The following is a 12,462-nucleotide window of genomic DNA, read 5'->3' as shown; positions in this document are numbered from 1 at the left end:
CCGGACCCGGGACGAGACACAATGCAGCCGCCCGCTCTCCCCACCCGACGGAGCCAGCTGCCAGTGATGCACGCCGATCAGCTCGACATCGACGAAAAGACCGTTCGCGCGCTCATCGACGAGCAGTTCCCCGCGTGGCGCGACCTGCCGATCCGGCGCGTGGCCAGTGATGGCACGGTCAACGCGATCTTCCGGATCGGCGATCGCCTGACCGCCCGGTTGCCGCTGCAGCCGCGTGAAGACGCCCGGCAATGGCTCGCCGCCGAGGCCGCCGCCGCGAACGAACTGCTCGGCCGCACCCGCTTCGCCACCCCGGAACCCGTCGCGCTCGGTGAGCCCGGCCCCGATTACCCGCTGCCGTGGTCGGTGCAGACGTGGCTACCCGGCGAGATCCTCACCGATCAGACGCTGGGTGACGACTTCGCCCGCGATCTGGCCGAGTTCATCGCGGGGGTACGCGCGATCGACACCCGCGGACGCACCTTCGAGGGCACGCACCGCGGCGGTGATCTGCGGACCCACGACGAGTGGGTCGAGCTCTGCCTGCGGCGCAGCGAAGGGCTTCTCGACGTACGCCGTCTGGAAAGCCTGTGGGCGCGACTGCGGGAACTGCCACGCACCGCGCCCGACGTCATGAATCACGGCGACCTGATGCCCGGCAACGTCCTGGTGCGCAACGGCCGCCTCGAAGGGGTGCTCGACGTGGGTGGGCTCGGCCCGGCCGACCCGGCGCTCGATCTGGTCAGCGGCTGGGACATGCTCGACGACGGTCCCCGGCAGGTGCTCCGGTCGACGCTCAAAGTCGACGACCTCGAATGGGAACGTGGGCGCGCGTGGGCGTTCGTGCAGGCGATGGGGCTGGTCTGGTACTACGAGGACACCAACCCGGCGATGGCCCGCACGGGACGACGTACGCTGGCTCGGGTCGGCTTTTGACAGAGATCAAAGGCTGATGATGAGGTGGTGCGCGTGAAGGGTCAGATCGTGCACTCCCCCGCCGGTGAGCGGATCGTTCTCGACGACGTCGGCCAGTCGGTTCTGCTGGACAACCCGGTGGTACGGGTCTGGGACGTCGCGCTGCAGCCCGGCGAGACCCACCCGTGGCATCTGCACCACAACCCGTACGTCGTGCTGAGCCTTGACGGTTCCGAGGCGCGCATGGACTGGCTGGACGGCAGCGAGCCCCGCTTCCTGAACGAATATCGCGGCGGGTCGGTCTATCGGCCGCTCTCGCCCGTGCACCGGCTGACCAACATCGGCGACCGGTTCTACCGCAACCGCCTCGTCGAGCTGAAGGATCTCGGCGAGAACCTGCCGTCCCCGGCCGACATCGGGCCGGGCGACCGCAGCGTCCAGGGGCAGCGGCCCGGCCCGGCCACCGGCGACGGCCGCCTCCCGGTGATCCTGCATCGTGACGTGAAAGTCTGGATCTCCTCGGAGGGCGAGCTCGACCTCGCCGCCGTTCCCCACGTCGTCGCGTCCCTCGACGGCGAGGTGTCGTTTCACCCGGGCGGGCCTTTGAAGATCAGCCCGGGCGAATGGTTCGTGGTCGAGCTGACCTATCTGACCGTCTAACTCAGCCCCCTAGAACTGGAAGACCTCGAAACCGGTCGCGTACTTGACGCCCAGGCGCGTGCCGGCTTGCCGGTTGAAGCTGTCGAGGAACTCCTCGGCGTCGAACGTGCCCTCGCCGAGGCCGCGGATGTAGACGCCGTGCGCCTCGAGCGAGCGCACACCGGCGTCGAAGGTCGCGGTGATGTCGACGCCGTGGGTGGCGCGGGGCGAGCCGATCGCCCACACCTGGCGGACGCCGCCCCACTTCTCGAGGCCCTCCTCGATCTGGTCGCGGAAGACCCAGCGGTTGCCGGCGTCGCGCACGGCGTCGACCACGGCCCGGCCGGTCGCGATGTGGTCGGCCATGTTGAGCACCTCGCCGGCCGGGTCCCAGCTCTCCCGGAAGTTGTTGGTGAGCACGATCTCGGGCCGGTGCACACGGATCACCCGCGCCAGGATCGCCCGCAGCGCGACGCCGTATTCGAGGACGCCGTCGGGCAGCCCCAGGAACTCGACCTGCGGCACGCCGACGATCGCGGCCGACGCGCGCTGCTCGACCTCGCGCACCGGGCCGGCCTCGTCGGGATCCATGCCGTCGATGCCGGCCTCGCCGCTGGTCAGCATCACGTAGACGATGTCTTTGCCCTGCCCGGTCCAACGCGCGACGGCCGCGGCGGCACCCCACTCCATGTCGTCGGGGTGCGCCACGATCGCGATCGCGCGCTGCCAGTCCTCGTCGACAGGCTTCCACTGAACGTCATCGGTCATGAGCCCATCATGCCCAGAAAACCACTTGATCGACTCGGCACAATGGCGACGTGCTCGCTTCGCTCGATCTTCTCCCGTACGACACCAGGATCGCTCGCGTCGCAGCATGGGCGCGCTCGGCCGACGACCGGGCCGAGGTCTGCGCGCAGTTGCGCGCCGGTGGGCCGTACGAGAGGTCGCTGGCTCTGACCGCCGCGCTGGCCGCCGGGGCGGGCGACGAGGTGCTCGCGGCCGTGGACGACCCGCAGCCCTCGATCCGGGCCCGGGCGCTGTTCGCGGCGGTGCGCGGCGGGCTGCTGACCGAGCCGGAGCTCGACCGGCCGGTCGTGGAACGTCGCGTGATCTATCGGGCGCTGCGCTCGACGAGGACCCCGGCGGTCGCCGACGCGCTGCTGCCCCGGGTTCGTGAGCTCTTCGGCGACGACGAGGCGGCCGCTTTGCTGCCTGCCTGCGGCGCTGACACCGTACGGCGGAATCTGCCCGACCTGGATCACGCGGTCAACCTCACCGCGGTCGCGCGCCGCCACCCCGGCGTGCTGCTCGACCATGTGACCGTGCGTCTGGAGGCGGCCGGGCCGGTGCTGCGCGAGCGGATCTGGGACCGCTTCGGCCGCGCCGTGCTGCTCGGCGACCCGGAGCGGGTGCTCGGCCTGCTGGAACGGTTCGGGCCCGCAGGGAGGCTGCCCGGTTCGCCGGCCGGCTACGGAGTGCTGGCCGCGCACGACCCGCGTCGCGTTCTGGCCCTGCTGACCGCGCCGGGCCGGCATGTCGGGCCGATGCCGCGCGCGGTGCTGCGCCGCCTGGCCGTGCTCTCCGACGACGAGCTGGCGCCGCTCGCCCGCCGGCTGCGGGAGAACGGCGACTACGCGAACCTGTTGAAGGCGCTACCGCCGAGCCGGCGTGGCGCGGTGCACGACCGGGTGCAGGAGACCGTGGCGCTGGGCAACCGCATCCCGAACGACAGCGTCATGGAGGTGCTGCCGCACGCGGTGCGCGTCCGCGAGGCCCGCTGGGCGGCGGCGCGCCGCTGGATCCAGAGCCACGAGGTCAGCAAGCTCGCCCAGCACGCCTATCTGCCCGGGCCCGAGGCGCGCGACGCGATCGTGGAGGCGACCCGCGGCGGCGACGCCGAGGGGCGTGGCCGCGCCTACCGGCTTCTGATCGACGCCGCACGGCGCTCGCGCGACCCGGAGGTCGTCGCCGAGATGTTCGGCCGGCTGGACCGGCTGCGCAACGAGCAGGACCCGGTGCGGTCGGCCGCGTTGACCGCCCTGGCCGGGGTGGTGCCGCTGCTGACTCCCGCTCTCGCCGGCGCCCTCGAACGGCTGTCGACCGACGCTGTCCAGGCCCGCGACCTCTCGCCCGAGTCGGCTGCCGCCCTGAGCGAGCTCGCCGCACGGGTGCTGCGGCATCACACCGACCAGCCGGAGCTGCGGGAGTGGGCGCTGCTCACGATCGGCGCGGCCGTCCCGGGGCTCGGGCAGTTCGACCGTACGCTGCCGCGCGGCCAGGAGGTCGTGGTGTTCGAGCGGCTGCGCGGCTGGGTCGAGGACGGCATGGCCCGCGGCGTGTACGAGCCGCTGTTCGCGCTCGTGCGCGCCTTCGGTGCCCGAGCCCGCGACCTGGCCGGGCTGCAGGCGCTGCTGCGTGGCGCGTTCGCCCCGCGGGTGCTGCCGGCGGTGGCCGAGACGGCGATCGGCCTGTGGCTGGCCGACCCGCGCGACCGTGGCCGGCGGGTCGAGGAGGTGCTCGACGTCGACTCGTCCGCCGTGGCCCTCGCGCTCGTCTGGGAGACCGTCGCCGCCCAGCGCACCGACCTGCTGGACCGCGTTCTCGCCCAGGTTCCGGCCGGGCGTTTCGTGCAGGGCGGGGTGCGGTGGGTGCCGCCGCGGTCCCGGCACGCCGAGCGGTGGCTGCCCCGGCAGCGCGCGGCGTTGGCCGCGCTCCAGGAAACTTCCGGGCCGTTCCCGACCGCTCGCACCGAGGCGGTTCGCACCGAGGCCGCGCTGGCTGCCCTGGTCTGGACCGACCGGCCCGAGGAGGCGGTGCCGGCCCTGCTCGCGCACGCGGATGACGACCACGCACGCGTGGCGATGTATGCCCTGGGCCGGGCCGCCCGGTTCGTGCGGCCGTCGCGCCTCGGTGAGCTGCTCGAGCCGGTGCTGCTGGGGACGGCGAAGGTCACCAGCCGTAAGGAGGCGGCGCGGCTGCTCGGACGGCTGGGTCGGCCCGAGTCGATGATCGCGCTGCGGGCCGCGTACGGGAAAGAGGGTCAGCACCGCGACGTGCGGGCGGCGATCGTGGCAGCGGCTCGGGGGCGACTGAGCTGGGACATTCTCGAGGCCGCCCTGCGGGGCAGCCGCGAGGAGCGCCGGGCCGTGCTGACGACGAGCCCGGCTTGGGTGTCCGAACGACACCGTGGACGCTATGGCGGGCTGATCGCCGACGCCTGCCGCAGCGAGGACTCGGCCACCCGCCACGACGGGTTCGACCGGCTGGCCGACTGGGCGCCGTGGATCCCCGGCGTGACCGGGATCGTCGTCGACCGTCTGGCCGACCCGGACCAGTACGTGGACCGCTACGAGCTCAAGGAGCTGATCTCGGCGCTGGACGCGGACGGCCTGCGTGAACTGTGGCGGCGGCTGGCCGAGATGGACGCGGCCGAGGACGACGGCACCGCCGAGCGGGACCATCCCGCGCGGGAGCGGCTCGACGACATGGCCAAGGCCGTGCAGAACTGGGCCGTCTACGCCGGACCGGACCACGATCGGGGGCCCGCGCTGGTCGCGGCCCGCGAGCTCGCCGACCAGCCGGCGTACTTCAGGCCGGCGCTGGGCATGATGGTGGGCGCGGGCGGACTGGCTGTCCTGCGGGAGGTGGCCGACCGTTGCGACGGCCGGCCGATCGCCGCCCTGCACGCCGCGAAGGCGCTGGGGTCCTACCTGACCGGGCAGACGTCCACGATCGACGCGGACCGGCAACTCGCCCTGGCCGTGGAGTTCGGAAACCACGGCGACCTGACGTACGGGCTGTTCGCGGTGGAGCTCGTCCAGCGCGGGTACCGGCACGAGTGGCCGGCGCCGTGGCGGGCCCAGTTGCTGTCGCTGCGGCGGCACCCCCACCCCGATGTACGCGACGCGGCGTACGCGGTCGTCATGAGCTGGTGACGGCGGCCGCCCGCAGCCGGTCGGCCAGGGCGTGGCAGCGGTCGCGCAGCTCGGGCGGGTCGATCACGGTGAACGGGTGGCCGAGCAGGGCCATGTGCAGCAGCACGAAGTCGAGGCTGCCGGCGCCGCTGACCACCTCGCAGCGATCGTCGCCGGCCGTGGTCACCACGGCGGCGGAGGCGGGAATCTGCGCGCGCACGGTCTCGGCGGGGGCGTGCACGAGAAACCGGGCCTGATGCTGGTAGGCCCGGCTGGCCACGCCCTCTTGCACATAGGCGGCGGCATCAGGGGCCTCGCGGGGACGGAAACGCCAGGTGCGCGCGGCGATTTCAGTCATGCGGTCGAGGCGGAACGTGCGCCAGTCGTCGCGGCCCAGATCGTACGCGAGCAGGTACCACCGGCGGTCGGAGGCGACCAGACGGTACGGCTCGACGCGGCGCCGCTCGTCGCGGTAGGTGAACTCGGCCTCGACGCCGTCGCGGCAGGCGCGGGCCAGCACGGTCAGCACGTCGGCGTCGATCGGGGCGCGGTCGCTGCCGAACGACTCGACCGAGCCGGTCAGCGCGCGCACCTCGTGCCGCAACCGGACGGGCAGCACCTGGTCGAGCTTGGTGAGCGCGCGCAGGGCGGCGTCGCCGCTGTTCGCTCCGGCCAGCAGGGCGACCGCGGTGGCGATGGCCTCCTCGTCGTCGAGCAGCAGCGGCGGCAGCTCCTGGCCGGGGCCGAGCTGGTAGCCGCCGCCGACGCCCTGGCCCGCGTGCACGGGGTAGCCGAGGGCGCGCAGCCGCTCGACGTCGCGGCGCACGGTGCGGGTGGTGACGCCGAGGCGATCGGCGATCTCGGGGCCGGTCCAGACGCGGCGGCGCTGCAACAGGCCGAGCAGGGCCAGCACACGCTCGGTCGTACCCCGGTCGTCCATGATTCCAGTCTTCCAGAGATAGCGGACCGATCCTGTCCGCCTTCTCTGTCAAGGTGGGGTCATGGAAGTCGACTGGAACGAAGTGCTGAGCGAGCAGTGGGAGTTTCACTGGAACCAGCAACTGCGGAAGCGGCTTGAAGGGCTGACGGACGACGAGTACTTCTGGTCGCCGGTCCCCGGCTCGTGGAGTGTGCGGCCGCGCGGGAAATCGACGGCGCCGATTCAGGCCGGCAGCGGCGACTACACCATCGATTTCGCGTTTCCGGAACCGTCGCCGGCGCCGTTCACGACCATCGCGTGGCGACTCGGGCACGTCATCGTCGGAGTGCTGGCCGCGCGGAACGCCTCGCATTTCGGCGCGCCTGAGGCATCGTACGAGAAATGGGTCTATGCGGGCAGCGCGGCCGAGGCCATGACGCAGCTCGAACACGAACTCGACGTGTGGCTGGCGGGGGTGCGCGGGCTGGATCTGAGCGCGCCGGTCGGGGACCAGGAACCGTATCCCGACCTGCCGATGGCGGCGTTGGTGCTGCACATCAACCGGGAACTGATTCACCATCTGTCGGAGGTCTGCCTGCTACGCGACCTCTACGCGAGAGGAGCCGAGCGATGAGCCGTCATTTTCAGGTCACCTTCGACGCGCGCGATCCTGGAGCGCTGTCGTCGTTCTGGAAAGAGACCCTGGGCTATGTGCACCCGGGGCCACCCGGAGTGACGCTCGCGAATGGGGAGGATCCGCTCGCGGCGTGGGACGCGTTCCTCGAGAAGCAGGGGGTTCCGCCGTCGGAACGCAACCGGGCGTCGGCGATCGAGGACCCGGACGGGGACGGGCCGCGCGTTTTCTTCCAGCAGGTGCCCGAGGACAAGATCGCGAAGAACAGAGTGCATCTGGACGTGCGGGCGGCGCCCGGGCTGCAGGGCGACGAGCGCATGGCGGCGATCGAGGCCGAGTGCGACCGGCTGGTGGCGCTCGGGGCCAAGCGGGTCAGCCGGTCGGAGCCCGCTCCCCCGATGAGCATGGGCTTCATCGTGATGAACGACCCCGAAGGCAACGAGTTCTGCCTGGACTGAGGTTTTCGGCCGCGCTTCAGGATCAGCGCCGTGTCGATGCATGAGATCGAAGACCTGGTATTCGAATCCGTCCTGGTCCTGGACGAGCACTACCGGCCGGACGACGCACGAGTGCGGGATTGGCTGGTGGCGCTCTACGCCTTCCAGGACGGATTCGACTGCTCCCACACCAAGGGCCGGGTCCTCGACATTCTGATCCGGCAATGAATATCGGTGGCGCGGTTGTCCACAGGTGCACGAGGATGCCGCGCATGATCGAGGAGCTTTGGCCGCAGTTCGGGCTCGTTCTGGCCACGCCTCGCCTTAAGCTGCGGCTGCCGAGGGAGGACGAGCTTGCGGCGCTGGCCCAGGTCGCCGGGCGGGGTGTGCACGCGCCCGATGAACGCCCGTTTCTGACACCCTGGACCGAAGGGACGCCGCTCGATCGCGCCCGGTCGGTGTTGCGCGGGCACTGGGAAGATCTCTCGTCGTGGGAGCCGGACGACTGGTGCCTCGGTCTCGGTGTCTTCCGCGACGGCACGCCGATCGGCACGGTCAGCCTGCGCGCGCGGGACTTCGCGGTCACCCGGCAGGTCACGACGTCGTCGTGGCTCGGGCTCGAGTTCCAGGGGCAGGGCTACGGCACCGAGGCCCGCGCGGCTCTGCTGACCCTCGCCTTCGACCACCTGGGGGCCACCGCCGCGCGGACCGAGGTGTTCCAGGACAACCACGCGTCCCAGGGGGTGTCGCGCAAGCTGGGTTATGTCGCGGACGGCATCTCGGTCGATGCCCGCGACGGTGAGGCTCTCGTCTCCGACCGGCTGCGGCTGACGCGGGAGCGATGGGCACAAAACCGGCATCCCGCCGTCACGGTAGGAGGGGTCGAGCGATGCCTGGAGGCGTTCGGGCTGGAAGCCGTACGAGAAAGTTCGCTAGCCATCCTTTCGGCGTTAGGTAGTCATTGACATGGCTTGATTGACCTCCATCTATGCAAGGGTGAGGGCAAAGTTCCCCCTCCTGGAGGTCGTTCATGAGACGACGTACCACTGTGGCCGCGTTCGCCGTGGCGGTGCTGGGCCTGACCGCCGCGGTGGCCGGGCCCGCCGCCGCCGAGCCGTTCGTGTCACCCGAACCCGGCCAGTACGAGGTCCTCGACGTTCGCACCGCAGCCCAGCGCAACGCCATAGCCCGTACGGGAGTGGCCATCGACGGATTCGAGCACGCCATCGTCACCGTCACCGCGACGCCGGGCGAGGTGCGGGCGCTGCAACGACAAGGGTTCACCGTCCAGCCGGTGATGACCACCCTCGACTTCCCGCCCTCGGACGCGCCGTACCACAACTACAGCGAGCTCATCACCGAGGTGAACCAGATCGTCGCGGCCAACGCGTCGATCGCGAGCCGGCGCACGATCGGCACGACGTACGAGGGCCGCGCGATCGTCGCCGTGAAGATCAGCGACAACGTGGGCACCGACGAGAACGAGCCCGAGGTCCTCTACGACGCGAACCACCACGCGCGCGAGCATCTGACCGTCGAGATGGCCGTCTACCTGCTGCACCTGTTCACCGACAACTACGCGAGCGACACCCGGATCCGCAACATCGTCAACAGCCGCGAGATCTGGATCATCCCGTCGGTCAACCCGGACGGCTCCGAGTACGACGTGGCGACCGGCAGCTACCGCTCGTGGCGCAAGAACCGCCAGCCCAACAGCGGATCGTCGAACGTGGGCACCGACCTGAACCGTAACTACGGCTACCGCTGGGGTTGCTGCGGAGGCTCGTCGGGCAGCACGTCGAGCGCGACCTATCGCGGGCCGTCGGCCTTCTCGGCGCCCGAGACGCGAGCGGTGCGCGACTTCGTCAACGGCCGCGTGGTCGGCGGCCGCCAGCAGATCCGGGCCGCGATGGACTTCCACACGTACTCGGAACTGGTCCTCTGGCCCTTCGGGCACACGACGGCGAACACGACGACGGGCATGACGGCCGACGACTACAACACGTTCTCGACGTTCGGCCGGCAGATGGCGGCGACCAACGGCTACACGCCTGAGCAGTCGTCCGACCTTTACATCACCGACGGCGACTCGCTCGACTGGCTCTGGGGCACCCACAAGATCTTCGCGTACGTCTTCGAGATGTACCCGAGGAGCGCCTCCGGGGGCGGCTTCTATCCCCCGGCCAGCGTGATCACGCGCGAGACGACGCGCAACCGCGAGGCGGCCCTGCTGCTGGCCGAGGTGGCGGACTGTCCCTACAAGGTGATCGGCAAGCAGAGCACCTACTGCTCGGCCGCATGACGAACGTGCCCGGTCGCCTCACGAGCTTGCTCGGCGGCCGGAAGGGCTTGCTCGGACTGATTCACCGGTGACGCCCAGGCCGGCCGCCTGATCAGACAGAACGGGTGGCCGGCCGGGTCGGCATAGACGTGCTCGCCGTCGAGCCGCCGCGCGCCCAGCGCCAGCACTTCGGCGCTCGCGGCTTCCTGGTCGTCCACCATGACGTCGAGATGCATCTGTTGCGGCACCGCCGGATCGGGCCAGGTGGACGCGACCACGTCGGCCGCCCGCTGAAACGCCAGCCCGGACGCCTCACCGCTCGCCGACACGACCACGAAGTCGTCCGACCGGTAGGTGATCGGATCACCCAGCACCGCACTCCAGAACCGCGCGCTCGCCGCCGGTTCCGGGCAGTCCACGATCAGATGATGCAACCGGCCGATCGGCATCGCACACCTCCGCTGAGGCATCTCCACATAGTTCCGCCGAGGCATCCTCGCACGGAACCGCTGAGGCAGCGTCGCACGGTTTCTGAGGCAGCGTCGCACGGTTCCGCTGAGCAGGCGTCGCACGGTTCCGCTGAGCAAGCGTCGCACGGTTCCGCTGAGCAAGCGTCGCACGGTTCCGCTGAGGCATCCCGTATAGGCGAACGGGCGCCCCAGGGTTGCCCCTGAGGCGCCCGAACGATGCTGAGGCGCTGGTCAGCGCGCGAGGGCCAGGCCCTGCTTGTCCTTGAAGTTGCCGACCGCGATCATGATGAGGTCGATAAGCGTCCAGACGCCGAAGCCGCCGAACGTGACGATCATGAGGATGCCGGTGCCGATCTTGCCGACGTAGAAGCGGTGGATGCCGAGGGTGCCGACGAACAGGCAGAGGAGCAGCGCGGCGATCCAGGACTTCGTGCCCGTGGCAACGGCGGTCTGAGTGGCAGTCATAACGACTATGTCTCCCGTGTGAATGGATAGCTCGAAATAAATCGAGGAACCATAGCGACCCGCTCCCCACTTGCGCAAAGCGGGGTCCACCTCGGTCAACCCCCGGACGGCGGATCTACTCCCAGACGTCCACCGAGGGCAGACCGAGCCGGGCGCGAGCGTCGTCGACCATCCGCTGAATCAGGGCGGTCTTACCCTGGGTGTACGCGTCCCGGTCGTCCACCTCGGCCGCCAAGGAACGCTTCAAGGCCGCGTACGCCTCCCGGTCGTCCACGTTCGAGCGAAGATGGTCGCGCAGGATCCGCTGATTGCGCGTGTCCCACGAACCCGCCGTGACGACGTGCAGGTGGTAGCCCGGACGGTGGTAGAGCAGCCTGCCCGGCATGCGCGCGTCGACGTACTCGTAGCCGGCTTTCAGCAGCCCGGCCTCGCGCTCGCGGACGGCTTCGAGGGACGGCGCCGCGGCCATCAGATCGACGATCGGCTTGGCCGGCAGGCCCGGGACGGCCGTGCTGCCGACATGCTCGGCCGCCGTGATGGCGTCGCCGAGCGCGGCGAACACCTCGTCGAGCGCTTCGGCGGCCAAGTTCGGCCACGCGGGATCGTACTCACGAATCTCGATGGTCACCGCCGTCAGCCTAGTCGTCGCCGTCGATCACCACGGGGCGCGGGAACGTGATGACCATGGCGACTCCGGGGTCGCGCGCCTCGGCCTGCCCACCGCGAACTGGCTGAACAACCGTGAACGTAGCGAGTCGGGGATGCCGGGGCCGTGATCGCGGACCTCGAGGAGGTCGAACTGGCCCTCGGAGTAGACGCGGACGACGATCGGCGGCCGTCCGTAGCGGCCCGCGTTGGTGATCAGGTTGACCAGGATCTGCTCGAACCGCTGTTTGTCGACGTGGATGGTCAGACGTTCACCAACATCGACTTTCACGTCGTGATCGAGGCGAACGTACGACAGCACCTCGTTCACGAGCGCCGAGGCGTTGTGCGGTTGCCGGTCCAGTCGCAGCTCGCCCTCGTTGTCGATGCGCTGCACGTCGAGCAGCCCCTCGGCGAGCCGCGTGATGCGGGCCGTCTGGCGCAGCGCGGCGTCGAGCATGCGGCCGGCCGGTGCCGGGGGCGCCTGGGTACGCAGTTCCTCGAGCACCATGCGTACGGTGCTCAGGGGTGTGCGGACGTCGTGGGCGAGGGTGCCCATCATCGCCGCGCGCCAGTGCTCGATGCGGGCGAGCCGTGCCCGGTCGGACCGCAGGTGCCGCGCCTGGGCCTCGATCAGGAGCGCGACGGTGATCGCGACCGGCATGAGCACGAACGCGCTCCCGATCACGAGTTCCGGCTGGCGGGTCAGGATCAACGGCACGACGTACGCCAAGGAGGCCGGCACCGCGTAGGCGAGCAGGATCCAGCGCGGGAAGTGCAGCGCCGCCCACGCGTAGATCAGCACCAGGAACGGCCCCGTGCCGGTGGCGGACCCGCCGAAGGACCAGGTCGAGAGGCCGAGGACGGCGAAGGAGGGCAGGCCCAGCCAGGCGGGCGTGTTCGGTTTCGCGCGCTCCCACGGGGTCAGGAACGCCGGGAGGGCGAGCCCGAAGTCGCAGGCCGCCACGAACAGCAGCCGATCCGCGTGCCCCGGGTCGTTGGCGATCCCGAGGAGCGCCAGCAGCCCGGCCAGCGCGAGAAGCACCCCGCCCTGCCGACCCGCCGCGCGCGGCCCGGTTCCCAACAGGCGAAAAGGTGCTTTTCGGTCTACCCGGTCACCCTATAACGGATGCATCATGCCTC

Annotated in this window: 13 protein-coding genes and 1 pseudogene; 8 read left to right on the top strand and 6 right to left on the bottom strand. The window is 70.6% G+C overall.

The window, feature by feature from the left end:
- Nucleotides 1-66: 66 nt before the first annotated feature.
- Complete coding sequence (locus EER30_RS20425) at nucleotides 67-936, top strand: aminoglycoside phosphotransferase family protein (protein WP_127502098.1); 870 nt, start codon at nucleotides 67-69, stop codon at nucleotides 934-936.
- A gap of 33 nt (nucleotides 937-969) precedes the next feature.
- Complete coding sequence (locus EER30_RS20420) at nucleotides 970-1,575, top strand: cupin domain-containing protein (protein ID WP_127502097.1); 606 nt, start codon at nucleotides 970-972, stop codon at nucleotides 1,573-1,575.
- A gap of 9 nt (nucleotides 1,576-1,584) precedes the next feature.
- On the opposite strand, the gene EER30_RS20415 is transcribed toward EER30_RS20420, so the two are convergent.
- A complete protein-coding gene (locus EER30_RS20415) occupies nucleotides 1,585-2,322 on the bottom strand; it encodes a PIG-L deacetylase family protein (protein WP_127502096.1) in 738 nt (245 codons plus the stop codon).
- 50 nt (nucleotides 2,323-2,372) lie between these two features.
- Here EER30_RS20415 and EER30_RS20410 point away from each other — a divergent pair, with 50 nt between their 5' ends.
- Complete coding sequence (locus EER30_RS20410; RefSeq protein WP_127502095.1) at nucleotides 2,373-5,489, top strand: hypothetical protein; 3,117 nt, start codon at nucleotides 2,373-2,375, stop codon at nucleotides 5,487-5,489.
- Here the strand turns inward: EER30_RS20410 and EER30_RS20405 are convergent.
- Nucleotides 5,476-6,408, bottom strand: coding sequence for a helix-turn-helix transcriptional regulator (locus EER30_RS20405; RefSeq protein WP_127502094.1), 933 nt, complete (start codon nucleotides 6,406-6,408; stop codon nucleotides 5,476-5,478). The genes EER30_RS20410 and EER30_RS20405 overlap by 14 nt on opposite strands.
- 61 nt (nucleotides 6,409-6,469) lie before the next feature.
- Here EER30_RS20405 and EER30_RS20400 point away from each other — a divergent pair, with 61 nt between their 5' ends.
- The 5 genes and pseudogenes from EER30_RS20400 to EER30_RS20385 form a co-directional block, all read left to right on the top strand.
- Nucleotides 6,470-7,021, top strand: a complete 552-nt coding sequence (locus EER30_RS20400) for a DinB family protein (RefSeq protein WP_127502093.1) — start codon at nucleotides 6,470-6,472, stop codon at nucleotides 7,019-7,021.
- A complete protein-coding gene (locus EER30_RS20395; RefSeq protein WP_127502092.1) occupies nucleotides 7,018-7,479 on the top strand; it encodes a VOC family protein in 462 nt (153 codons plus the stop codon). Before EER30_RS20400 ends, EER30_RS20395 begins: the two co-directional genes overlap by 4 nt.
- Before the next feature lie 30 nt (nucleotides 7,480-7,509).
- Entirely contained in the window at nucleotides 7,510-7,686 is a 177-nt protein-coding gene (locus tag EER30_RS47155; RefSeq protein WP_164842405.1) for a hypothetical protein, read from the top strand.
- A 44-nt stretch (nucleotides 7,687-7,730) separates the two neighbouring features.
- Nucleotides 7,731-8,423, top strand: a complete 693-nt coding sequence (locus tag EER30_RS20390) for a GNAT family N-acetyltransferase (protein WP_127502091.1) — start codon at nucleotides 7,731-7,733, stop codon at nucleotides 8,421-8,423.
- Between the two features lie 65 nt (nucleotides 8,424-8,488).
- Nucleotides 8,489-9,748 (top strand): annotated as a pseudogene (locus tag EER30_RS20385) (M14 family metallopeptidase); the annotation flags it as partial.
- Here EER30_RS20385 and EER30_RS20380 read toward each other — a convergent pair.
- The 4 genes from EER30_RS20380 to EER30_RS20365 all read right to left on the bottom strand — a co-directional run bounded on the left by EER30_RS20380 (nucleotide 9,742) and on the right by EER30_RS20365 (nucleotide 12,403).
- Nucleotides 9,742-10,188 carry a VOC family protein gene (locus EER30_RS20380; RefSeq protein ID WP_164842404.1) on the bottom strand — a complete coding sequence of 149 codons (447 nt, stop codon included), beginning with the start codon at nucleotides 10,186-10,188 and terminating at the stop codon, nucleotides 9,742-9,744. The pseudogene EER30_RS20385 and the gene EER30_RS20380 overlap by 7 nt on opposite strands.
- Before the next feature lie 252 nt (nucleotides 10,189-10,440).
- Nucleotides 10,441-10,674 (bottom strand): TM2 domain-containing protein, encoded by a 234-nt coding sequence (locus tag EER30_RS20375; RefSeq protein WP_127502089.1) that lies wholly within the window; start codon nucleotides 10,672-10,674, stop codon nucleotides 10,441-10,443.
- 115 nt (nucleotides 10,675-10,789) lie between these two features.
- Nucleotides 10,790-11,302: a GrpB family protein gene (locus EER30_RS20370; RefSeq protein WP_205650318.1), complete on the bottom strand. Its 513-nt coding sequence runs from the start codon at nucleotides 11,300-11,302 to the stop codon at nucleotides 10,790-10,792.
- A gap of 27 nt (nucleotides 11,303-11,329) precedes the next feature.
- Nucleotides 11,330-12,403 carry a sensor histidine kinase gene (locus EER30_RS20365; RefSeq protein ID WP_240670176.1) on the bottom strand — a complete coding sequence of 358 codons (1,074 nt, stop codon included), beginning with the start codon at nucleotides 12,401-12,403 and terminating at the stop codon, nucleotides 11,330-11,332.
- Nucleotides 12,404-12,462: the final 59 nt, after the last annotated feature.

Source organism: Actinoplanes solisilvae (assembly GCF_003999975.1).
Taxonomy (GTDB): Bacteria; Actinomycetota; Actinomycetes; order Mycobacteriales; family Micromonosporaceae; genus Actinoplanes; species Actinoplanes solisilvae.
Note: the sequence above shows the minus strand (reverse complement) of the source record. Positions and strands in the feature narration are given on the sequence as shown.

What these genes read in the sequence shown, in the direction of transcription:
- EER30_RS20425 (WP_127502098.1), top strand. Translation starts at nt 67, where the DNA reads ATGCACGCCGATCAGCTCGACATCGACGAAAAGACCGTTCGCGCGCTC.
- EER30_RS20415 (WP_127502096.1), bottom strand. Translation starts at nt 2,322, where the DNA reads ATGACCGATGACGTTCAGTGGAAGCCTGTCGACGAGGACTGGCAGCGC.
- EER30_RS20405 (WP_127502094.1), bottom strand. Translation starts at nt 6,408, where the DNA reads ATGGACGACCGGGGTACGACCGAGCGTGTGCTGGCCCTGCTCGGCCTG.
- EER30_RS20400 (WP_127502093.1), top strand. Translation starts at nt 6,470, where the DNA reads ATGGAAGTCGACTGGAACGAAGTGCTGAGCGAGCAGTGGGAGTTTCAC.
- EER30_RS20395 (WP_127502092.1), top strand. Translation starts at nt 7,018, where the DNA reads ATGAGCCGTCATTTTCAGGTCACCTTCGACGCGCGCGATCCTGGAGCG.
- EER30_RS20390 (WP_127502091.1), top strand. Translation starts at nt 7,731, where the DNA reads ATGATCGAGGAGCTTTGGCCGCAGTTCGGGCTCGTTCTGGCCACGCCT.
- EER30_RS20380 (WP_164842404.1), bottom strand. Translation starts at nt 10,188, where the DNA reads ATGCCGATCGGCCGGTTGCATCATCTGATCGTGGACTGCCCGGAACCG.
- EER30_RS20375 (WP_127502089.1), bottom strand. Translation starts at nt 10,674, where the DNA reads ATGACTGCCACTCAGACCGCCGTTGCCACGGGCACGAAGTCCTGGATC.